Source organism: Pseudomonas sp. NPDC089422, assembly GCF_044749405.1.
Classification (GTDB): Bacteria; Pseudomonadota; Gammaproteobacteria; order Pseudomonadales; family Pseudomonadaceae; genus Aquipseudomonas.
Map to the genome: position 1 here is coordinate 1 of NZ_JBIVHW010000016.1, position 19,997 is coordinate 19,997.

A 19,997-nucleotide genomic window follows, 5' to 3' on the forward strand; every position below is an offset into this window, starting at 1 on the left:
TCCACCAGGCGGCGGTCGTCAGCCTGGTCGCCAACGTTGAGCGGCAAGGCGCCGAACACGCTGCCAGCGGATACCCGCTGCAGGCCGTTGACGCGGATGTCGGCGATCCTGAACGACGCGGCCTGGGCCATGGAGGCATTGAGCAGCAGGATGGAGAACAACAGTCGCGGGTAGTTCATCGAGGGTTCCAGGCGGGCGTAGAAGAGCAGCACGGGGCTGCCGGGAAGCGGGCGATGAGCATACGGGCGGGCTGTGTTCGGCGCGGTTAACCGAGGGTAAAGATGTGTAAAGTTCGCCCACGGCCCGCTACGACGGGGCGATCATGCGGCTTTTGCAGAACCTGGCACCTGACCCATCATGATCCCCGTACTGCTGGTCGACGACGACCGCGAACTGACTGAAATGCTCGCCCTGTACCTGGCCCGCGAGGGCTTCCAGGCCACCGCCGTGGCCACCGGCGAGGAGGGCGAGGCCCGTGCCTTGAGCGGGCTTTACCGCCTGGTGGTCCTGGACGTGATGCTGCCGGGCATCTCGGGCATCGAAGTGCTGCGGCGCATTCGTGCGCGCAGCCAGGTGCCGGTGCTGCTGCTGACCGCACGGGGTGACAACATCGACCGCATCGCGGGCCTGGAACTGGGCGCCGACGACTATGTGCCCAAGCCCAGCTCACCGGGTGAACTGGTGGCACGCCTGCGGGCGATCCTGCGCCGGGTGCAGCCACAGATGCTGGCCGAAAGCCAGGGTGCCGAGTCCATCGGCCGAGGCGCGCTGACCCTGTGGCCCGGGCGGCGCAAGGCGCAATGGGGGCCGATACCGCTGGACCTGACCGGTACCGAGTTCAGCCTGCTCGAAGCCCTGGTCCGTCAGGCCGGCCAGTTGGTGAGCAAGCAGGACCTGTCGCTGAACGCCCTGGGCCGGCCACTGACCCGTTACGACCGGCGCATCGACGTGCACATCAGCAGCATTCGCCAGAAGCTCGGCCCGCGTGACGATGGCAGCAGCTGGATCCAGAGCGTGCGGGGCATGGGTTACATGCTGATCGTCGAATGATGCGCCGGCGCCTGTTCTGGAAGCTGTTCCTGGCCTTCTGGCTGGCCAACAGCCTGACCTTCCTGGTCGGTGCCGGGGCCTTCATGCTCGATGACCTGCGCGGTGACACCCCCGGGCTGCGCTCGATGCTGGCCACTGAACTGAACCTGTTGCACCGTTATGGCGAACAGGCCGGCCGCCAGTACCTGCAGGTGTCGCCGCAGCCGCCGGAGGTGCAGGTGGGCCTGTATGACGGCACCGGCCACCTGTTGGCCGGCCGCGCCGTGGCCGAGCCGCGCTTTGAACGGGCACTGCTCGACGAAGGCGGCCAGGCCCTGGTGCTGCGGGCGTCGGTGGCCACCCGCCTGGACGAAGCGCCACGGCCGCGGGGCATGGGCCCGTTGCTGACCGGGACGCTGATGAGTGCGGTGTTCGCCTTGCTCTGCAGCCTCTACCTGACCCGGCCGTTGACCTGGCTGCGCGAGGCCATGGGCCAGGTGGCCCAGGGTCGTTTCGACGTGCGCGTGCGCCCGCGCCTGGGGCGGCGGCGCGACGAAATCGTCGAACTGGCTGAAGACTGCGACCGCATGGCCGGGCAGCTCAAGGCGCTGGTCGAAGCGCAGCAGCAACTGCTGCACGATATCTCTCACGAACTGCGCTCGCCGCTGACCCGCCTGCATGTCGCCATCGGGCTGCTGCGCCAGCAGCCCGAGCGTGAGGAAATGCTTGGGCGCATCGAACGCGAATCGCGGCGCATGGATGACCTGATCGAGCAGCTGTTGACTCTGGCGCGGGTTCAGTCGCAACACGGCCAAAGCGAGCATGGCGAGCTGGATGCCGTCGAGGTGCTGGCGCAGATTGTCGAGGACGCCCGTTTCGAGGCGGGGATGAAGCAGGCGCAGGTCAGCTTGCTGGGCGCCGGCACTTTCGTCACCCGTGGCCATGAGGAGTTGCTGTACCGCGCCTTCGAGAACGTGATTCGCAACGCCGTGCGCTATACCGCGCCGGGCAGCGAAGTGCGCGTCGAGGCGAGGCTGGTGGGCGGTGGGGAGCAGTTGCAGGTGCATATCGTCGACCAGGGCCCTGGGGTCGAGCCGGCTCGCCTGCAGAGCATCTTCGAGCCGTTCGACCGGGGCGGGCACAGCGGCGCCGATGGCTTCGGCCTGGGCCTGGCCATCGCCCGCCGCGCCATCGGGCTGCACCAGGGCAGTATCAGCGCGAAGTCGGGCGGGGCGGGTGGCTTGAGCGTGGCCATCCTGTTGCCGCGCCTGGGGTGAGGGGGCTGGGACGTGTTCGCCACAACAGCTTTGCCACCCGTGAGATGGAGCGCCGCCCGCGCGGCGCATCGCAGGCAAGCCTGCTCCTACATCTGTTTCGGGCCAGTATCTCCTGCATCCATTGGCGCGCGGTCCCTTGTTTGTACGACACGATATCGAGCCATACGCCAAGGGGTACGCGCGCCTGTGCCACAGGACTCACTGGCCCGAAACAGATGTAGGAGCAGGCTTGCCTGCGATGCGCCGCGCGGGCGGCGCTCGATCTCACAGGCGCCGAATGTGCTTCGGTGGACACCTTGCAGCCCTCAAACACTTCAAGCCGGGTCCAGCGTGAACCCGTCGATCCCACGCTCAAGCTTCAACGCCTGATCATGCAGTACCCGCATCAGGTGCAGCGCCGACTGCGAGAGTGGCTCGAAGCGCGAATAGACGAAGCTGATATCGAAATGGATCTCGTCGACCAGGGGCACCACCCGCAGGCCGCTGTCCTGCGCGACGAACTCGTCGATCACAGTGATGCCCATGCCCTGCTTGACCAGGGCCACGGCTTCGTTGGCATTGGTAAACGACAGCAGTGAATCCAGCTGCAGGCCGCGCCGCTGGATATGTTCGGCCAACAGCTGGCCGAACGGCATGTCCGGGCGGAACAGCAACAGCGCATGGCCCTGCAGCTGTTTCAGCGTCAATGACGAGGCTTGCGCCAGGGCATGGTCGGCCGGCATCACCACCACCATCCGCCCGCGCATGAAGGCCTGGGAGTGCAGGTGGTCGTGGATCACCGGCAACGCGGCGATCGACAGGTCGACGGTTTTCGACAGGATCTGGTAGGGCATGGCATGCATGAGCGAGGTCTGCCACTCGATCTGCAGTGACGGCGATTCGCGCTTGAGCTGGGCCAGCGCCGTGGGGATGACCACTGTCGACAGCGAGGCGCTGCAGGAAATTCGCAGCTTGCGCTGGCCGCCCGAGGCCAGGGACAGCGCGCACTCGTTGACCTGCAGCGCCGCCTGGTACACCCGTTCGACCTCGCGATAAAGGACCTGCGCTTCGGCCGTGGGCACCAGGCGGTTGTTGATGCGCTCGAACAATCGGTAGCTCAGGCGCCCTTCGATGTAGCCGATCAGCTTGCTCACTGCCGGCTGCGAGACATACAGCAGCTTCGCGGCGGCACTGATCGAGCCGGTCAGCATCACCGCCCGGAACACCTCCATGTGCCGCAGCTTGAACACCATGGCACTGCCGTCTGTACGTTCCTGGCCAGCGAGCATGGGTATTACCTCCGGTTATGGTCTTCGCCATCTGTGTATGAGCGCTCTGCAACCGCCCGCAGTATCGTGAGCCCAGGCAAATCGCCCTGGCGGCGAACAATAACAAGATCTGCAGGCAAGCGCAGCGGCGCTTGAAGGAACCGAGCTTGAACATCTACGACGAACCCAAGATCGACTGCCATAACCATTTGTTTGACCCCGCACATTTCGCTTACCACCCCAATGCGCCTTACGCGCCCTCCGGCCAGGAGGTCGCTACCCTGGCCCAGTTCAGCCAGGTGATGGACGCCTATGGCGTGCGCCATGCCTTGCTGGTGCAACCGAACAGCGGCTACCACACCGACAATGGCCTGCTGCTCCACGCCCTGGCGGCTGGCCACGGGCGCTTCAAGGGGGTTGCGGTGGTCGAGTGGCAGATCGGCCTGGACGCCCTGGCGGCGTTGCGCGAACAGGGCGTGGTCGGTGTCGCCTTCAACCCGGCACTGTACGGCGTGGCGAGCATGCGTGATGCCGAGCCGCTGTTCGGCAAGCTGGCCGAACTGGGCATGTTCGCCCAGGTTCAGGTCTGCGAAGACCAGTTGCTGGACCTGCAATGGCTGGTCGAGGGTACCTCGGCGCGCCTGTTGATCGACCATTGTGGCCGCCCGGATGCCGCCGCCGGCCTGCGCCAAGCCGGCTTCCAGGCCCTGCTGCGGCTGGCCCGCAGCGGGCGGGCCAGCGTCAAGCTGTCAGGCATGCAGAAGTTTGCCGATGCCGATGGCCTGTATGAGCAAAGCCACGCCTACGTGCGGGTGCTGCTCGATGCGTTCGGCCCGGATGCCTGCGTGTGGGGCTCGGACTGGCCGTTCATCCGCCAGCAGGCGCGGGTCGACTATGGCCCGCTGCTGAAACTGGCCGAACGCCTGATGCCGGACGCCCGTCTGCGCCGCAAGGTCATGTGGGACACCCCGCGGCGCCTGTTCGGTTTTGCCTGATTCGCAGCACTTGCCATTCCAATAACAAGAGAGCAATCGCCATGAGCACTGAGCAGCCAATCGGCGTCGGGGTGTTCGACACCCCGGCGCGCGCGCAACAACGCACCCGGACCCGTTTCATGATCCTGGCGCTGATTTCCGGTGGCACCATGATCAACTACCTGGATCGCAGCGTGATGGGCATCGCCGCCCCGAGCATCAGCTCCGACCTGGGCCTGAACGCGGCGATGATGGGGGTGATCTTCTCGGCGTTTTCCTGGACCTACGCCGCTGCGCAAATCCCCGGCGGCATCCTTATCGACCGCCTCGGTACCAAGTTCACCTACTGGCTGGCGCTGACCCTGTGGTCGCTGTTCACCGGCCTGCAGGGCCTGGCCCAGGGCTTTCTGTCGCTGCTGGGCATGCGATTTCTGGTCGGCGTGACCGAGGCGCCGTGCTTCCCCACCAACAGCCGCGTGGTGGCGACCTGGTTCCCGCAGCGCGAGCGGGCCCGGGCAACCGGCATCTACACCTTTGCCGAGTACACGGGGCTTGCGTTCCTGACGCCGTTGCTGTTCTGGGTGCTGCATGCCTATGGCTGGCGCTTCCTGCTGATGGCAGTGGGGCTGCTGGGCATCCTCTATGGCCTGGTGTGGTGGCGCAAGTACCACGAGCCGCACCAGTCGACTTCGGCCAACCAGGCAGAGCTCGACTACATCGCCGCCGGCGGCGGGGTGGTCGATGGTGGGCAGAAAGCCACGCAGTTCCACTGGTCGCAGATCCCGGCGCTGCTCAAGCACCGCAACATGCTCGGCATCTGCCTGGGGCAGTTCGCCTGCAACTCGACCAATGTGTTCTTCCTGACCTGGTTCCCCACTTACCTGGTCACCGAGCGCCACATGCCCTGGCTCAAGGTGGGTTGGGTGGCGGTGCTGCCGTTCATTGCCGCGTCGCTGGGCACGCTGGTCGGCGGCTGGATTTCCGATGCGTTGCTGCGCCGGGGCTACTCGCTGAACCTCGCGCGCAAGCTGCCGGTGATTGCCGGGTTGCTGACCGCATCGATCATCGTGCTGGCCAACTATGTCGAGTCGGATGTGCTGGTGATCGGCATTCTCTGTGTCGCGTACTTCGCCCAAGGCATGTCGGCCCTGGCCTGGATGATCGTGTCCGACATTGCGCCCAAAGGGCTGCTGGGCCTGAGCGGCGGCTTGTTCAACCTGTTCGCCAACGCGGCCGGCATCGTCACCCCGCTGACCATCGGCCTGATCGTCAGCGCCACCGGCTCGTTCGTCTGGGCGCTGGCCTTCGTCTCGACGATCACCGCGCTGGGTGCGCTGTGCTACCTGTTCATGGTGCGCGACCTGCGTCGCCTGCCGGATATCCCTTCTGTTGAAAATGGAGCAAGACAATGAGCCAACCCCTGCACGGGCAAACTGCAATCGTCACCGGCGGCATGCGCGGCATCGGCCTGGCCATCGCCCAGCGCCTGCACCGGGCCGGCGCCCAGGTGGTGATCTGGGACCTCGCGGTCGATGGCTGGAACACTGCTGAAAACGGCTTCGAGCCGGTGCTGCGCCAGGCCGTGGATGTATCCTCGCTGGCTTCGGTGGAGGCTGCTTTCGGCCAAGCGCTGGCCCATGTCGGCCAGGTCGAGATCCTGGTCAACAACGCCGGTATCAACGGCCCGGTGGTCGCCTCCTGGGAGTACCCGCCAGAAGCCTGGGACAAGGTTATCGCCATCGACCTCAACGGTGTCTTCTACTGCTGCCGCACCGCCATCCCGCACATGCGTGAGCGCGGCTATGGGCGCATCGTCAACGTCGCTTCGATGGCCGGCAAGGACGGCGTGCAGTACATCTCGGCGTACTCGGCGGCCAAGGCCGGTGTCATCGCCTTTACCAAGGCGGCGGCCAAGGAGCTGGCCCAGGACGGCGTGCTGCTCAACTGTATTGCCCCGGCCATGGTCGAGACCCCGCTGATGGCGGAAATGACCCCGGAACACATCGCCGCCAGCAAGGCCAAGATCCCCATGGGGCGCTTCCTCAAGGTGGATGAGATCGCCAACATGGTGACCTGGATCGCCGGGCCGGAATGCAGCTTCACCACCGGGTTCGTGTTCGACCTCAGTGGCGGGAGGGCAACCTATTGAGGCCGCTGGGGGTTGCCCACCTGACGGCGCTGGACCTGGCGCCGGCGGTGTTGGTGCGAGAGGCGGCGCGAGCCGGGTTCAGTAGCGTGGGGCTGCGCCTGCATCCGGTAATGCCGGGCGCGCTGGCCTACCCGCAACCAGTCGGTAGCCCCGCTGCCCGTGAACTGCAGCGGGTGCTGGCGGGCGAGGGCATGCGGGTGAGCGATATCGAGTTCGTGTCGCTCACTGCGCAATTGCAGGTCGCCGAATGCGAGGCATTGCTGGCGGCGGGGGCTGAGCTGGGGGCCGTCAGCCTTACCGTATCAGGGGATGACGACGACCCGGTGCGGCTTACCCACACTTTTGCGGCGCTCTGTGAGTTGGCCAGTGGCTACGACCTGCGCGTGGACCTCGAGTTCATGCGCTGGCGGGCGGTGGCGAACGTGCAGCAAGCGGTGGCCGTGGTGGCCGGGGCCGGGCAGGGGAATGGTGGGGTGCTGGTGGATGCGCTGCACCTGTATCGCTCGGGTGGGGATGAGCAAGCGCTAGCCCAGATTGACCCGCGTTACCTGCGGGCGGTGCAGTTGTGCGATGCGCCGCTGCAGGCGCCGGTCGAGGCGTTGATCATTCAGGAGGCACGGGAAGGGCGGTTGTTGCCGGGGGACGGGCAATTGCCGTTGATCGCACTGCTGAATGCATTGCCAGCCGATGTGCAGGTCAGTGTGGAGACACCTTCGGCGCTGTTTACGCCTGAGATGGGACTTGAAGCGGCCTATGAAGCTACCCGATCCTGGTTTAGCCGCAACTGAGGCATTGAGGCAAACATCAGCAAAGCGCGCTTCACTGATAGATGACACCCCACTGAGCGCACCCCATGAACAACGAACAGGCAGCACCCGACACCCGAGGCGTGACGGTGGAGTTACTGGCAACGGTCGATCTGGGGCCGGAAATCGAAGGCATGGCGGGCCGGCAGTTGCGCATGCGCAAGGTGACCATCGCCCCGGGCGGCGTGTTCGGGCCGGTCCATGATCACAAGGACCGGCCCGGCACGGTGTTCATCCTGCAAGGCACCATCACCGACCACCGCAATGGCCAAGCCACCGACTACGGCCCTGGTGTCGGCTGGCCCGAAGACCACAACACCACGCACTGGCTGGAAAATCGCGGCACAGTGACGGCGGTGGAGATCTCGGTCGACATCGTCAAGGGTTGACCTGGTAACCACGCCCCTGCAGGCACCCGCTGTAGGCGCTGGCATGCGCCGAACTTTGCGCCTGGCCCTGGTTGCGCCGGTCTTCGCGGCGTTCCTGGCGTTGCCGCGAGGCGCCTACCGCAGCACCGGCGGCGGCCCCTTGGCCGGCACGGTTCTGCCGGTATTCCTGCTTGGCATCGTCACTGACCCGGTCATACACCTCGTCATGCTGATTGCCGCGCACCTGGGCGCCAACCGCACCGGCTGCGGCACCGGCCGCCGCGCCCTTGACCCTGCCGCCGACATGGCTGCCAGAAGAACCGCTGCTGGCGCTGTTCGCGGCGTTGGTCGCCACGCTGTTGCAGTCGTTGATGTCCAGCTGCATCTGCTGGCTGCTCTGGCCCTTGAGCGGCACCACCGACTGGGCCTGGGCTGCTGAAGCAGCACACAGCATTATCAGTACGTAACTCCACGTGAACGCACGCATTGCACACCTCCACCGGATAGGAATCGCATCTCACAGCATAGCTGGGTGCTGTGCTCAATGGGTTGTACGCAGCGGTACCTCGCGCAGCAGCCAGGACAAGGCAAAGGCCACACAGGTAATCACCGCCGCCACCAGGAACACCCCATGCATGGCCCCGGAGAACGCCTCCAGATACGCCTGCTGCAGTGACGCCGCCAAGGCATGCACCGCCGTCGGCGACAGGCTCGCGGCACCGCCACTGCCTGCCGCGAAATCGCTCGGCAGGCCATCGAGCAGGGCATGGGAAAACAACGCGCCGAACACCGAAACCCCCACCGAACCGCCAATCGAACGGAACAGCGTGGCCCCGGAGGTCGCCACGCCCATGTGGCGCCGTTCGACGCTGTTCTGCACCGCCAGGATCAGCACCTGCATCACCATGCCCAGGCCCGCGCCCAGCAGCCCCATGTACAGGTTCATCCGCCACATCGGTGTGTCCAGCTCCAGGCGGCTGAGCAGGCCCAGGGCGACCACCTGCAGCAGCGTGCCAACGATCGGGAACACCCGGTAGCGCCCCCAGCGACTGATCAGCCGCCCGGTAATCGCCGACACCACCAGCAACCCCCCCATCAACGGCAGCATCTGCAGGCCGGCGCTGGTGGGCGAGGCGTCCTTGACCACCTGCATGTACAGCGGCAGGAAGGTCACCGAACCGAACAGCGACACGCCGACAATCAGCCCGATCAACCCGGCCAGCACGAAGGTCCGGTGGCGGAACAGGTGCAGCGGCATGATCGGCTCGGCCGCACGGCGTTGTTCAAACACGAAACCGACCAGGCCGATGACGGCGAACAGCGCCAGGCACAGCACATCCAGCGAGGCCCAGGGCAGCAAGCCGCCGCCCAGGCTGGTAATCAGCACCAGCGCGCCCAGGGTGACGGTGAGGAAAAATGCACCGATGTAGTCGACCACATGCTTGACCGGGGCCACGTGCGGGCGGAACACGCTGCCGATCACCACCACGGCCAGCAGGCCCAGCGGCAGGTTGATGAAGAAGATCCAGTGCCATGACAGGTGTTCGACCAGAAACCCGCCAATCAACGGGCCAACCACGGTGGCCAGGCCGAACACGCCACCGAACAGGCCTTGGTAGCGGCCCCGTTCGGCGGGCGGAATGACGTCGCCGATGGCCGCCATGGCCACCACCATCAGGCCGCCGCCGCCCAGGCCTTGCAACGTGCGGAACAGGACCAGCTGGGTCATGTCCTGGGCCAGCCCGCACAGCACCGAGCCGAGCAGGAACAAGGCAATGGCGATCTGCAGGACGCGCTTGCGCCCGTAGAGGTCGCCGAACTTGCCGTAAAGCGGCACCACCACGGTGGACGCCAGCAAATAGGCCGTGACCACCCAGGACAGCCAGCGCAACCCGCCGAGGTCGCTGACGATGGTCGGCAGCGCGGTGGAGACGATGGTCTGGTCCAGTGCGGCGAGGAACATCACCAGCATCAGGGCGCCGAGCAGCAGCGGGATGGAGGCCTGGGTGCCTGGTTCGGCCTTGACGGAGGAGGGCGCGTCAGCGGGTGTCGGTTGCATGCCGTTGCCTTGAGCCTGGGGGTGCGATTGAGCGTCCATGTGCGGTCAGCAGCCTTTGCCCTGGGCGTGCTGGCGGCCGGCTTCCTGCAGGCCGGCCAGGGCGAAGCTGAACAGCTGGGCAGACACGTCTTCGGCCGGCATGCCGAGGATTTCGTGGAGGGTCCCGGTGGACCCACGCGGGCCGATCAGCAGCATCGCCCAGGGTGCGGTAACACACAGGATGCAGCGGGTCAGTGCCGGGTCGCTCTGGGGGATGGCGGTGATTTCGCTGAACAGGCCCTTGAGCAGCGACAGCTTCAACGGTGCCTCGGCTTGCATGTGGGCCTGGCCGTGTGGGCTGGGTGCGAGGATTTCCGCCGCCAGCACGCGCAGGTGCCAGTTGTCGCGACGCTGCGTGGCCTTGCGCACGACCAGTTCGACCAGTGCCCGCAGTTTGTCCGCCGCTGGTTGCTCGCCGAGGGTGATCCGCTGCAGGTCGCTGATGTCCAGGAAGCGCCGCCGTGCTTCGTCGAGCACTGCCAGGTACAGGCCGCTGCGGCTGCCGAAGTGGTAGTTGATCGAGGCCAGGTCGACCTCGGCCTTGGCGGCGACGGCCTTGTTGCTGGCTTCGGCATAACCTACGGCGGCGAACAGTTCGCCAGCGGCCTGGAGGATGCGTGTGCGGGTGGCTTCGCCATCCTTGCGCGGTTCGCGTGGTGTGGTGGCCATGATGCGCTGCTCTCGAGTCGGTGCAATGACAAGCAGCGTGATCGCGTTTTAAATTAAATTCAATTTAAATTTAATGATCGCCACGAGCCAGCGACAGACGGTGTCGCTGCGTTGCACCCGGATGGCGCACGCCGCTAGGGGAGAGGCCCTAATTGTGGTATACAGCAGGGTAATCGACACCACCTTCGCCGGCACCCGGATGCGCCGCGGCTGACTGGTGATTTCCTTGCACCTGCTCCTTTTACTGTGAAACGGAGATTCGAAGATGACCGCCACCGACCGTCTGAGCCTGCTGCAGTACGAGCACCTGGGCCTGGACGATGTTGCCGCTGCCGAGTTCAAGGTAGCGCTGGAGGAACTGCGCAAACTGGCGCTGGAAGACCGCTACGAACACCCTGCAGCGCTGCACCTGGGTGATATCGCCGACAGCGAGAACCGCCAGGAGCTGGCTGCAACCAAAGGCTGGGGTATCGGCTTCCTGCAGGGCCTGACCTGTGCCAAGGTGCTGTCGCCCGAACAGCTGGAGGCCATGCGCAAGGTGTTCCAGGCGGCTGCAGTGCGCGCCGTGAAGCGCATGTGCAGGTGATCCAGGGTAATCCGATCAGCAGGCTCGCCTGATCCAGAAGGCCGGGGACCGATGCAACGCATCGTTTTCCGGCCTTTCTTCTATTAGCGCCATTGGAGCCGCGGTGCGTTCCCAGGCTCCGTGACGCAACATTCCCGTCTACGCTTGCTCATGTCGACGCTCGGCCCTGCGTCAATCAACGGTTGACTGCACGCCTGCAGACTTGCACCCGGGAACCGCGCATGAGCCAGACCGAGCCCCTGATCATCTGCGAATATTGCGATGCCGTGTATCGGCGCGCACCCCTGCAGCGCCACCAACGTGCCCTCTGCCCGCGCTGTGCGGGTGTCCTGTACCGGCATGGCGGCCTGACCATCCAGCAACGCCTGGCCCTGAGCATCACGGGTGGTGTCTTGCTGCTGTTCGCCAACCTCTATCCGGTCATGACCATCGGCATGCAAGGGTTGAGCAACTCCGCCACCCTGTGGGATTCGGTGCTGATCCTCAGCAGTGGCAGCATCACCTTCATCGCCCTGGTCATGGCGCTGGCGATCATCTTTGCGCCGGTGTTGCAAATCGCCTTGCTGTGCTGGTTGCTGAGCTTTGCCCTGGCCGGGCGCAGGGCGCCAGGGTTTGCACTGAGCATGCGCTGCCTGGAAGGCTTGCGCCCCTGGAGCATGCTGGAAGTCTGCCTGCTCGGCGCGCTGGTGGCCGTCATCAAGCTGGCCGGCCTGCTCGATGTCATTCCAGGTATTGGCTTGATCGCGCTGGCCGCCCTGAGCATGCTGATCATCTATATTGCCGGTCGCGATGTTCGCGACCTGTGGGAGCAGGTATGAACACGCCCGTATTGGCCGATGATCTCGGGCTGTGCCTGTGCCACGGCTGCGGGCTGGCGTGCGAACTGGGCAAGGCCCACACATGCCCGCGCTGCGGTGCGCCCTTGCACCGGCGCAAGGCCAACGCCATCAGCCGTGGCTGGGCCTTCCTGCTGGCCGCTCTGGTGTTCTACGTACCCGCCAACCTGCTGCCGGTGATGCACACCGAAATGCTCGGCAACGGCAGCGAAAGCACCATCGTTGGCGGCGTGCTGGAATTCTGGGAGGCAGGCGCCTGGGACATCGCCCTGATCATCTTCATTGCCAGTATCGGTGTGCCGGCGATCAAGTTCTTTTCCCTTGGCCTGCTGTTGTTCACCGCCCAGCGTCGCTCCAGCTGGGCACAACGGCAGCGCTCGCAACTGTACCGTGGCGTGGAACTGATCGGTTACTGGTCGATGCTCGATGTCATCGTGGTCGCACTGGTGGCGGCGCTGGTGCAGCTGCGGGGCCTGGGCACCATCGAACCGCGCCCGGGCATCCTGTTTTTCGGCATGGTCGTGGTGCTGACCATGTTTTCGGCAATGAGCTTCGACCCACGCTTGATCTGGGATTACCCTGGCAACGATGGAGGCCGCACTGATGGCGCAAGCGAGTGATGCGCGAAATGGGGCAGGGCAGGCAGAGGTACGCACCCGACGCTGGAATATTTCCCTGGTGTGGATCGTGCCGATCCTGGCGATCCTGGTCGGGGCTTCGCTGGTGGTACGCAACTGGATGCAGCAGGGGCCGGTGATTTCGATTTCCTTTCGCTCCGGTGAAGGGCTGGTGGCGCACAAGACGCAGGTCAAGTACCGCAGCGTGGTGATCGGCGAAGTGACCACCGTGGACCTTGCCGCGGACCACAACAGCGTCATCGTCAAGGTGCAGCTGGCCAATGATGCACGCTCGTTCGCCACCGAGGGGGCGCGCTTCTGGGTGGTACGCCCACGGATCGGCGCGGGCGGGGTGTCCGGCGTCGATACCTTGCTCTCCGGCAGCTTCATTGGCGCCGATGCCGGTGAGTCAAAAGCCTCGGAAAAGAACTTCACTGGCCTGGAGCTTCCGCCAGCGATCACCTATGGCGAAAAGGGCAAGCGTTTTGTCCTGAGCGCCAGCGACCTGGGCTCGCTGGATATCGGTGCGTCCATCTACTACCGCAAGATCCCGGTGGGCGAAGTGGTGTCCTATGCCCTGCAGGATGATGGCAAGGGCGTGGACATCGGCATATTCGTGCAGTCGCCCTACGACGCCTTCGTCACCCGCGATACCCGGTTCTGGAACGCCAGTGGTGTCGACATGCAGATCGGCGCCAATGGCCTGACGGTCAATACCGAGTCACTGTCGTCCATTCTGGTCGGTGGACTGGCGTTCGGTTCCCCTGACTTTGCCCCGGACGCTCAGGCTGCCGATGACCAGGCGCTCTTCCAGCTGTTTGCCGATCGTGAAGCGGCACTGGCACCGCCTCACGGCAAGGGGCAGTACCTGCAGTTGCGCTTCGACCAGTCCATGCGCGGGCTGTCGGTAGGCGCGCCGGTAGAGTTCAAGGGCGTGGAGTTTGGCCGTGTCACTTCGATCAACCTGGATTACGACCCGGTCAAACAGATATTCCCGGTGGTGGTAGATGCAGTGATCTACCCGCAACGTCTCGGCCCGGTGCATCAGAAGATGTTGGCGGTGTTCAAGCACACCGAGGGTGACCTCAATGGCGCCCGGCACCTGATCGGCACCTTCGTCGAGCATGGCCTGCGGGCGCAGGCGCGCAGCGGCAACCTGATCACCGGGCAGATGTTCATATCCCTGGACTTCTACCCGGACGCCCCCAAGGTCACGTTCGACATGGCGGCCGAGCCGATCACGATTCCGACCTTGCCTGGCAACCTGGAGATGCTGCAGGAGCAACTGCAGCATTTCGTCGAGCGCATCGGCAAGTTGCCACTGGAAAGCATTGCCAGCAACCTCGATGGCACCCTGCGTGACCTGCGTGCCAACCTCAAGACATTCAACGGCCAGACTCTGCCTGGGGTAAAAGCTACCCTCGACGACCTGCAAAAGACCTTGAAGACGGCCAACGCGACCATTGCCGACAATTCGCCGGAGCGTGAACGGCTGGGTGAAACACTGGACGAGCTGGAACGTATGTCGCGTTCGCTGCGCGACCTGACCGACTACCTGGGGCGCCACCCCGAATCGCTGATTCAAGGCCGGCCGAAGGCGGCTGGGGCGCAAGACTTGAGACCGTGAACGTGAAAGGCCAAAGGAGTGTCAGCTGATGCATCGAGTGCGCAACCTGTGTGGGGCCAGCCTGCTGATCTGGCTGAGCGGCTGCAGCAGTACCCCGAACAACTACCACACCCTGGTCCCGGCCCAGCCGGTGCCAGGTGCAAGCCAGCACGTGCAGGTGAGCCGGGTCAGCCTGCCGCCACAAGTGGACCGCCCGCAACTGGTGGTGCGCCAGGGCAGCAGCGGCCTGGCCATTCTGGAAACGGAGTGGTGGGGCGCCAACTTGGTGGATGAGTTCCGCAGTGCCCTGCAGGACATGCTGCGCGGCCCGGTGTCTGGCGCCAGCAGTGTGTTGAGGGTCGACGTGCAGCGCTTCGACAGCGTGCCCGGCCAATACGCCTCGCTCGATACACAATGGCGCCTGAAACGGCCAGGCGAGCCCGAAATCACCTGCCGGACGTCGGTCCAGACCGCCACCGACAACAGCATCAACAACCTGGTCAACGCCCATCAGGCCAACCTGCGCAAGCTGGCCGAGGCCGTGCGGGCAACGGCAGCGCCAGGCAGGTCCTGCCCAACCTCATGATGCGGGTGAACAAGGGTATGGGGAGCCCGCATGAAGTTACGCACAAGATTGCTCTGGCTGTTCGTACCGCCGCTGCTGCTGGTGTTGATGCTCGTTTATTTCGCGGCCCAGGGCATGCTGCTGGCGCGGCTGGACAAGCAGGACGAGCGGCTACTGGTGGCCGAGGCCGAGCGCCTGCGCGCGTTGCTGGGCAACAGCTTCGAGCGTGACGCCAATCGCCTGCGACAATGGGCGCAGGCGATTCCGGGGGCGGTGCCGTCGGCGTTTCCGCTCGATGCCGCCACGCTGGGCCGCAGTGGCTTCGATTTCATCCTTTACTTCGCCAATGGTGAGCAGCGGGTGAGCTGGCGGCCACTGGACCTGGCGGCGCTGGAGCGCCCGGCCGGTGCACCACCGCTGAACCTGAAGGCGCTGCATGACGGCGTCGCCCAGCAGTTGGCGCGCCTGCTGCAGCCTCAGGATGTGGCGCCGCCTGCGCAGTTGCTGGCCGTACTCAGGGTGCCGCTGATTCTGGTTGCCGTGGATACTGCGCGCAGCGGCGACAGGGCCAGCGGTGTACTGCTGGCGGGAACGTTCCTGGATAGCAAGCGCATCGCCATGCTGCAACAACAATTGGGTGGTGAGCTCACCTGGCTGCCGTCGGCCACCGATCAGCAACGGCCGGTGCTGCAGGCCGAACTCATGAGCATCGGCAATCGCGAGGTGGTCGATGCCCGCCATCAGAGCATCGACCTGCTGTTCCAGGACAGTCTTGGCGAGCCGCAGCTGCGCCTGCAACTGACCCGCGAGCGTCATCTGTACCTGGAGGGCGAGCAGCAACTCAATGTGTTCCTCGGCGTGACGGGAGGGCTCATTGGCCTGGCCTGGTTGCTGATCTACCTCGCGCTGGACGTCACCCTGCTGCGCCGCATTGCCCGCTTGCATCAGGAGCTTCTGGCCATTGGCCCGGCTGCGGCAGGGCGGCGCCTGACCGACGACGGGCGCGATGAGCTGGGCAAGCTGGCGCGTGAAGCGAACCGAGCGCTGGACCGCCTGGAGCAAAGCGAAGCGCGCGATCGGGCGATTCTCGACGCCATGGAAGACGGCTATTTCGAACTCGACGAGCTGGCCCGGATCGAGTCGGTCAACCCGGCGTTCTGCAGGCTGCTCGGTTACCCGGCGGCTCAGGTGATCGGCCGAACCGTCGCTTCGCTGCAGGAAGACCATGAGGCCAGCGCGGCAACGGAGCCGGCAATCGCCGAAACCGAACCCGGGGCCCCGCTCTCGGCTCGACTGCGGCGCGCCGACGGCAGCATCGGCCACTTTGAAACGCAGATATCCAGGCGGCACAACGCAGGGGGGCGTCTGATCGGCTATCGCGGCATCCTGCACGACGTCAGCGAGCATGTGCTGCATCAACAGCAACTGTTCGACCTGGCCTATCGGGATGCCTTGACCGGGCTGGGCAATCGCAAGGCGTTCCATGAGGACCTTGCCCGGCACCTGCAGGGCGGTGGCCTGCCGCTGGCATTGATCTTTCTCGATCTCGACCACTTCAAGCAGGTCAATGACCGCTTTGGCCACGATATCGGCGATGCCTTGCTGGTGTGCATGGCCGAGCGCCTGGGCAATGCGCTGCGACAGCCGGGCAAGGCCTATCGGCTGGGGGGCGACGAGTTCACGGTGATCGTCCCGAAGACCGAGTTCCAGGCAGCCAATGCGCTGGCCCAGCGCTTGCTCATGGTGCTGGGCGCGCCGGTCAGTGTCAGGGGGCTGAGCATCGACTTCGTCACCCCAAGCATCGGCCTTGCCCTCGCGCCTGCCCATGCCAGCGAATTGGATGCACTGGTCAAGGCCGCCGATCAGGCGATGTACCAAGCCAAGCGCCAGCGCGGGCGGGTCTGCGTGTTTCAACCCGGCGGCTAAGTGCCGCCTGGCGCGCACGAGGGGGTATAGATGATCGAACGCTGTCGTTGCCAGTCTTTGCTGCTGTCGCTTTTCATGTTCCTGCTGCCCGAACTGGCGCTGGCAGAGGCGTTGTGCGGCCAGCTCACCGCTACCGGCAACCCGGAGTACCCCCCGTATCTCTGGCGTGACCCGAATAACCCTGAGCAGCTGATCGGGGCCAATGCCGACCTGCTCGATGAAGTGGGCAAGGCGCTTGGGCTGGAAGTGAAGGTGGTGTACGGCGGGCCCTGGTCAAGGGCACAGGAGGAAGTACGCAGCGGGCGTATCGACCTGATGGCAGGGTACTTCCTGACCCGCGAGCGTCAGCAGCAGATGGACTTCGTCAGCCCGGCGTTCCTGCATGTGCGCAGCGTGGTCTGGGTTCGCCAGGATGGCGGATTTCCCTACCGCGACTGGCCGGACCTCAAGGGCCACAACGGCGGGACGCTGGTCAGCAACAGCCATGGCCAGCAGTTCGACGACTACGCCAGGGCCAACCTCCGGCTCGAAGCGGTGCCCAGCGCCAGGCAGGCGTTCGAGAAACTGCTGCTCAAGCGCAATGACTACCTGATCTACGAGCAGTATCCCGGCATGGCGCTTGTGCGTACACAGGGGTGGGAGGGGCAATTGAAGGTGCTCGACCCTCCGGTGGCCAGCGAAGGGTTGTACCTGGCGCTGTCGCATAAATCGAAGTGCAACCGACCCGAGCTGCGCGAGCGGCTGGCGCAAAAAATGAAAGAGCTGGTTGCTGGGCCGGTGCCCGAGCAGCTGGTCGAGAAGAATCTGGAGTTGTGGCGGCAGCAGCAGGCGGGAGGGCAGCCTTGAGCGGTGCAGCGCCAGCCTACCCCTCAACCTCCAGCGCCCGCTTGGCCTCGCTGACCTTGACTGCACCGGGCAAGGCGACGCCGTTCTTGGTCGCCAGGATCTCGGCCATGACGCTGACGGCAATCTCCGCCGGGGTCTTGCTGCCGATAAAGATGCCAATCGGCCCGTGCAGGCGCTGCAACGAGGTCTCGCTTTCGCCGAAATGCTCGATCAGGCGTTCCCGGCGCGACTGGTTATTGCGCCGCGAACCGATCACGCCAATGTAGAACGCCGGGCTGTGCAAGGCTTCGAGCAGGGCCAGGTCGTCCAGCTTGGGGTCGTGGCTGAGGCCGACAATACAGCTGCGCAGGTCCGGGGCGAACGCGCGCACCACGTCATCCGGCATGCCGACGATTTTCTCTACGCCAGCCACGTTCCAGCCATCCATGTATTCCGGGCGCGGGTCGCAGACCGCCACCTTGAAACCATTGAACAAGGCCATGGTCGCCAGGTACTCGGCCAGCACCCCGGCACCGATCAGCAACATACGATAACCGGGCCCCAGGGTATTGAGCATGCGCCGGCCATCGAAACCGAACTGCTCCGGAGCGCCGGTGGTGGTCAGTTGAACCAGGCCGGACTGCAGGTCCAGCTCACGGCGCACCAGGTTGCCGCTGTCCAGCAGTGGCAGCAGTCGCTCCAGGCTTGCCAGCGCCGGGTCGAATTCGAGGATCAGCTCAAGGGTGCCGCCGCAGGGCAGGCCGAAGCGCTGCGCTTCATCGGCGCTGACGCCGTAGCGCACCACCTGCGGCAGGCCCGTTGGCATGCCGTCGCCCTGGTAGGCCGTGGTGTAGCGGTGGATGAGATCGTCCTCGATGCAGCCGCCCGAGACGCTGCCGACCACCCGGCCATCGCCGCGCAGGGCCATCATCGAACCCACGGGCCGTGGCGACGAGCCCCAGGTACGGGCGACGGTGGCCAGCAGCACGCGCTCGCCGGCCTGTATCCAGTCACGGGCAGTGCGCAAGACCAACAGGTCGATGCTTTCCATGGGCCGTGCCTCCTCAGCGCATGTGCAAGATGATCGGGCTGCTGCTGGCCGGGTCGGTGTGCCCACGCAGCTTGCCCACCGCCTGCGCATCCACTGCGCCGCCGGCGTTGCCCCAGCTGCTGCGCACGAAGCTCAACACAGCGGCGATCTCCTGGTCCGACAGCTGCTCGCGGAACGCCGGCATGCGGTAGGCATCCGGCACGCCAGCGGCGACGATGCGTTGCGAGCCATTGAGGGTGATGTTGATTGCCGAGGCGTTTTCCCTGGCCAATGCCGAGGTGGCACCGGCCAGCGGTGGCATCCACTCGGCCTGGCCCTTGCCGTCCAGGCCGTGGCAGCTGGCGCAGCGGGTGACATAGGTGTGGGCGCCAGGGTTGTCCAGGTGCGTGGCCGCGGAAACTGCCTGGTACTGCCAGGGCGTACCGTCACGCTGTGGGTCACCGGGCAGCGACTTGAGGTAGTGGGCGATGGCGCCCAGGTCGTCATCGCTCATGAACTGCGTGGAGTTGTTGAACGCCTCGGTCATCGACCCATACACCACGGCATGCGGGTTGCGCCCGGTCTTGAGGAACTGGACGATCTCGGCCTCGCTCCAGCGGCCGAGCCCGGTGTTGTGGTCGCTGCGCAGGCTGGGCGCGTACCAGCCATCGAGCAGGGCGCCGGCGAGGAACGGTGTACCGGCCTCATCCAGGGCCTTCTCGTTGAAGGCCAGGCCCCGTGGCGTGTGGCAGCTGCCGCAGTGGCCAGGCCCCTGGACGATATAGGCGCCGCGGTTCCACTGCGCGTCCTGCCCGGGCTTGGCCGCATAAGGCGTGTCGGCGGCAAACACGCCGTTCCACAAAGCGATGGGCCAGCGCAGGTTCAACGGCCAGGGGATATCGCTGGGAATGTTCGCTTGTTGTGCCGGCTGAATACCTTTCATGAAGAAGGCATACAACGCCTTCACATCGTCGTCGCTGAGCTTGGCGTACGAAGGGTAGGGCATGGCCGGATACAACCGCCGGCCACCCGGCGCGACGCCATGGCGCACGGCGCGGTCGAAGTCGGCCAGGCTGTAGTGGCCGATACCGGTTTCGCGGTCGGGGGTGACGTTGGTGGCGTGGATCGTGCCCAGCGGCGTGGCCATTGCCAGGCCCCCGGCAAACGGCTTGCCGTCGGGCAGGCTGTGGCAGGCCACGCAGTCGCTGAGCCGGGCGACATACTCGCCACGGCTGACCTGTGCGGGGTCGAAGCTTTCGGTTGCGGCGGCAACGAATGGCGAGGCGGGCTCGCGGGTCACGTACCAGGCCAGCAGGCCGGCCGCGACCAGGCACGGCACGGCCAGCCAGCCCGCGGTTCGGGCGAAACGGCTGTGGGTCATGGGGCAGT

At 65.4% G+C, this 19,997-nt stretch carries 20 protein-coding genes and 1 pseudogene; 14 read left to right on the plus strand and 7 right to left on the minus strand.

Going from position 1 to position 19,997, the window contains the following annotated elements:
* Window positions 1-179: pseudogene (locus ACIPZ8_RS24745) on the minus strand (outer membrane assembly protein); the annotation flags it as partial.
* A 178-nt stretch (window positions 180-357) separates the two neighbouring features.
* Between ACIPZ8_RS24745 and ACIPZ8_RS24750 the strand changes: the two are divergent.
* Together ACIPZ8_RS24750 and ACIPZ8_RS24755 are read left to right on the plus strand one after the other, a co-directional pair.
* Entirely contained in the window at window positions 358-1,050 is a 693-nt protein-coding gene (locus tag ACIPZ8_RS24750) for a response regulator (RefSeq protein ID WP_400728854.1), read from the plus strand.
* The gene (locus ACIPZ8_RS24755; RefSeq protein ID WP_400728857.1) at window positions 1,047-2,306 is read left to right on the plus strand and encodes an ATP-binding protein; all 1,260 of its coding nucleotides are present in this window, start codon (window positions 1,047-1,049) and stop codon (window positions 2,304-2,306) included. Before ACIPZ8_RS24750 ends, ACIPZ8_RS24755 begins: the two co-directional genes overlap by 4 nt.
* 314 nt (window positions 2,307-2,620) lie before the next feature.
* Here the strand turns inward: ACIPZ8_RS24755 and ACIPZ8_RS24760 are convergent, their stop codons facing one another.
* Complete coding sequence (locus tag ACIPZ8_RS24760; protein ID WP_400728859.1) at window positions 2,621-3,574, minus strand: LysR family transcriptional regulator; 954 nt, start codon at window positions 3,572-3,574, stop codon at window positions 2,621-2,623.
* Between the two features lie 146 nt (window positions 3,575-3,720).
* On the opposite strand from ACIPZ8_RS24760, the gene ACIPZ8_RS24765 reads away from it, so the two are divergent.
* From ACIPZ8_RS24765 to ACIPZ8_RS24785, 5 genes are all read left to right on the plus strand, one after another.
* On the plus strand, window positions 3,721-4,548 hold the full coding sequence (locus tag ACIPZ8_RS24765; RefSeq protein WP_400728861.1) for an amidohydrolase family protein: 828 nt from the start codon (window positions 3,721-3,723) through the stop codon (window positions 4,546-4,548).
* Between the two features lie 41 nt (window positions 4,549-4,589).
* Entirely contained in the window at window positions 4,590-5,939 is a 1,350-nt protein-coding gene (locus ACIPZ8_RS24770; protein ID WP_400728864.1) for an MFS transporter, read from the plus strand.
* Complete coding sequence (locus tag ACIPZ8_RS24775; protein WP_400728867.1) at window positions 5,936-6,676, plus strand: SDR family NAD(P)-dependent oxidoreductase; 741 nt, start codon at window positions 5,936-5,938, stop codon at window positions 6,674-6,676. The genes ACIPZ8_RS24770 and ACIPZ8_RS24775 overlap by 4 nt, the downstream gene beginning before the upstream one ends.
* Window positions 6,673-7,464 carry a sugar phosphate isomerase/epimerase family protein gene (locus ACIPZ8_RS24780; protein ID WP_400728870.1) on the plus strand — a complete coding sequence of 264 codons (792 nt, stop codon included), beginning with the start codon at window positions 6,673-6,675 and terminating at the stop codon, window positions 7,462-7,464. Before ACIPZ8_RS24775 ends, ACIPZ8_RS24780 begins: the two co-directional genes overlap by 4 nt.
* 65 nt (window positions 7,465-7,529) lie before the next feature.
* Complete coding sequence (locus ACIPZ8_RS24785; RefSeq protein ID WP_400728873.1) at window positions 7,530-7,871, plus strand: cupin domain-containing protein; 342 nt, start codon at window positions 7,530-7,532, stop codon at window positions 7,869-7,871.
* On the opposite strand, the gene ACIPZ8_RS24790 is transcribed toward ACIPZ8_RS24785, so the two are convergent.
* Genes ACIPZ8_RS24790 through ACIPZ8_RS24800 form a run of 3 tightly spaced genes read right to left on the minus strand, consistent with a single transcriptional unit; the run spans window position 7,861 to window position 10,617 of the window.
* Window positions 7,861-8,337 carry a hypothetical protein gene (locus ACIPZ8_RS24790; protein ID WP_400728875.1) on the minus strand — a complete coding sequence of 159 codons (477 nt, stop codon included), beginning with the start codon at window positions 8,335-8,337 and terminating at the stop codon, window positions 7,861-7,863. The two genes, ACIPZ8_RS24785 and ACIPZ8_RS24790, sit on opposite strands and share 11 nt — an antisense overlap.
* A gap of 54 nt (window positions 8,338-8,391) precedes the next feature.
* Window positions 8,392-9,909 carry an MDR family MFS transporter gene (locus ACIPZ8_RS24795; RefSeq protein WP_400728878.1) on the minus strand — a complete coding sequence of 506 codons (1,518 nt, stop codon included), beginning with the start codon at window positions 9,907-9,909 and terminating at the stop codon, window positions 8,392-8,394.
* A 45-nt stretch (window positions 9,910-9,954) separates the two neighbouring features.
* Window positions 9,955-10,617, minus strand: a complete 663-nt coding sequence (locus ACIPZ8_RS24800; protein WP_400728880.1) for a TetR/AcrR family transcriptional regulator — start codon at window positions 10,615-10,617, stop codon at window positions 9,955-9,957.
* Between the two features lie 265 nt (window positions 10,618-10,882).
* On the opposite strand from ACIPZ8_RS24800, the gene ACIPZ8_RS24805 reads away from it, so the two are divergent.
* The 7 genes from ACIPZ8_RS24805 to ACIPZ8_RS24835 all read left to right on the plus strand — a co-directional run bounded on the left by ACIPZ8_RS24805 (window position 10,883) and on the right by ACIPZ8_RS24835 (window position 17,599).
* Window positions 10,883-11,203, plus strand: a complete 321-nt coding sequence (locus ACIPZ8_RS24805) for a hypothetical protein (RefSeq protein WP_400728883.1) — start codon at window positions 10,883-10,885, stop codon at window positions 11,201-11,203.
* A 221-nt stretch (window positions 11,204-11,424) separates the two neighbouring features.
* Window positions 11,425-12,021, plus strand: coding sequence for a paraquat-inducible protein A (locus ACIPZ8_RS24810; RefSeq protein ID WP_400728885.1), 597 nt, complete (start codon window positions 11,425-11,427; stop codon window positions 12,019-12,021).
* Window positions 12,018-12,659, plus strand: a complete 642-nt coding sequence (locus ACIPZ8_RS24815) for a paraquat-inducible protein A (protein ID WP_400728888.1) — start codon at window positions 12,018-12,020, stop codon at window positions 12,657-12,659. The genes ACIPZ8_RS24810 and ACIPZ8_RS24815 overlap by 4 nt, the downstream gene beginning before the upstream one ends.
* Window positions 12,643-14,283, plus strand: coding sequence for an intermembrane transport protein PqiB (locus tag ACIPZ8_RS24820; RefSeq protein ID WP_400728891.1), 1,641 nt, complete (start codon window positions 12,643-12,645; stop codon window positions 14,281-14,283). Before ACIPZ8_RS24815 ends, ACIPZ8_RS24820 begins: the two co-directional genes overlap by 17 nt.
* A gap of 28 nt (window positions 14,284-14,311) precedes the next feature.
* Entirely contained in the window at window positions 14,312-14,848 is a 537-nt protein-coding gene (locus tag ACIPZ8_RS24825; protein ID WP_400728894.1) for a membrane integrity-associated transporter subunit PqiC, read from the plus strand.
* A 30-nt stretch (window positions 14,849-14,878) separates the two neighbouring features.
* Window positions 14,879-16,753 (plus strand): diguanylate cyclase domain-containing protein, encoded by a 1,875-nt coding sequence (locus ACIPZ8_RS24830; RefSeq protein WP_400728897.1) that lies wholly within the window; start codon window positions 14,879-14,881, stop codon window positions 16,751-16,753.
* Window positions 16,754-16,783: 30 nt separating this feature from the next.
* A complete protein-coding gene (locus ACIPZ8_RS24835) occupies window positions 16,784-17,599 on the plus strand; it encodes a substrate-binding periplasmic protein (protein WP_400728900.1) in 816 nt (271 codons plus the stop codon).
* Window positions 17,600-17,615: 16 nt separating this feature from the next.
* Here ACIPZ8_RS24835 and ACIPZ8_RS24840 read toward each other — a convergent pair whose 3' ends face one another.
* A complete protein-coding gene (locus ACIPZ8_RS24840) occupies window positions 17,616-18,629 on the minus strand; it encodes an XdhC family protein (RefSeq protein ID WP_400728903.1) in 1,014 nt (337 codons plus the stop codon).
* 13 nt (window positions 18,630-18,642) lie between these two features.
* Window positions 18,643-19,989 carry a c-type cytochrome gene (locus tag ACIPZ8_RS24845; protein ID WP_400728906.1) on the minus strand — a complete coding sequence of 449 codons (1,347 nt, stop codon included), beginning with the start codon at window positions 19,987-19,989 and terminating at the stop codon, window positions 18,643-18,645.
* Window positions 19,990-19,997 lie beyond the last annotated feature (8 nt).

Excerpts from the sequence above, each read along its gene's own strand:
- ACIPZ8_RS24750 (WP_400728854.1), top strand. The coding sequence starts at position 358 with ATGATCCCCGTACTGCTGGTCGACGACGACCGCGAACTGACTGAAATG.
- ACIPZ8_RS24755 (WP_400728857.1), top strand. The coding sequence starts at position 1,047 with ATGATGCGCCGGCGCCTGTTCTGGAAGCTGTTCCTGGCCTTCTGGCTG.
- ACIPZ8_RS24760 (WP_400728859.1), bottom strand. The coding sequence starts at position 3,574 with ATGCTCGCTGGCCAGGAACGTACAGACGGCAGTGCCATGGTGTTCAAG.
- ACIPZ8_RS24770 (WP_400728864.1), top strand. The coding sequence starts at position 4,590 with ATGAGCACTGAGCAGCCAATCGGCGTCGGGGTGTTCGACACCCCGGCG.
- ACIPZ8_RS24775 (WP_400728867.1), top strand. The coding sequence starts at position 5,936 with ATGAGCCAACCCCTGCACGGGCAAACTGCAATCGTCACCGGCGGCATG.
- ACIPZ8_RS24785 (WP_400728873.1), top strand. The coding sequence starts at position 7,530 with ATGAACAACGAACAGGCAGCACCCGACACCCGAGGCGTGACGGTGGAG.
- ACIPZ8_RS24790 (WP_400728875.1), bottom strand. The coding sequence starts at position 8,337 with ATGCGTGCGTTCACGTGGAGTTACGTACTGATAATGCTGTGTGCTGCT.
- ACIPZ8_RS24795 (WP_400728878.1), bottom strand. The coding sequence starts at position 9,909 with ATGCAACCGACACCCGCTGACGCGCCCTCCTCCGTCAAGGCCGAACCA.
- ACIPZ8_RS24800 (WP_400728880.1), bottom strand. The coding sequence starts at position 10,617 with ATGGCCACCACACCACGCGAACCGCGCAAGGATGGCGAAGCCACCCGC.
- ACIPZ8_RS24805 (WP_400728883.1), top strand. The coding sequence starts at position 10,883 with ATGACCGCCACCGACCGTCTGAGCCTGCTGCAGTACGAGCACCTGGGC.
- ACIPZ8_RS24810 (WP_400728885.1), top strand. The coding sequence starts at position 11,425 with ATGAGCCAGACCGAGCCCCTGATCATCTGCGAATATTGCGATGCCGTG.
- ACIPZ8_RS24815 (WP_400728888.1), top strand. The coding sequence starts at position 12,018 with ATGAACACGCCCGTATTGGCCGATGATCTCGGGCTGTGCCTGTGCCAC.
- ACIPZ8_RS24820 (WP_400728891.1), top strand. The coding sequence starts at position 12,643 with ATGGCGCAAGCGAGTGATGCGCGAAATGGGGCAGGGCAGGCAGAGGTA.
- ACIPZ8_RS24825 (WP_400728894.1), top strand. The coding sequence starts at position 14,312 with ATGCATCGAGTGCGCAACCTGTGTGGGGCCAGCCTGCTGATCTGGCTG.
- ACIPZ8_RS24830 (WP_400728897.1), top strand. The coding sequence starts at position 14,879 with ATGAAGTTACGCACAAGATTGCTCTGGCTGTTCGTACCGCCGCTGCTG.
- ACIPZ8_RS24835 (WP_400728900.1), top strand. The coding sequence starts at position 16,784 with ATGATCGAACGCTGTCGTTGCCAGTCTTTGCTGCTGTCGCTTTTCATG.
- ACIPZ8_RS24840 (WP_400728903.1), bottom strand. The coding sequence starts at position 18,629 with ATGGAAAGCATCGACCTGTTGGTCTTGCGCACTGCCCGTGACTGGATA.
- ACIPZ8_RS24845 (WP_400728906.1), bottom strand. The coding sequence starts at position 19,989 with ATGACCCACAGCCGTTTCGCCCGAACCGCGGGCTGGCTGGCCGTGCCG.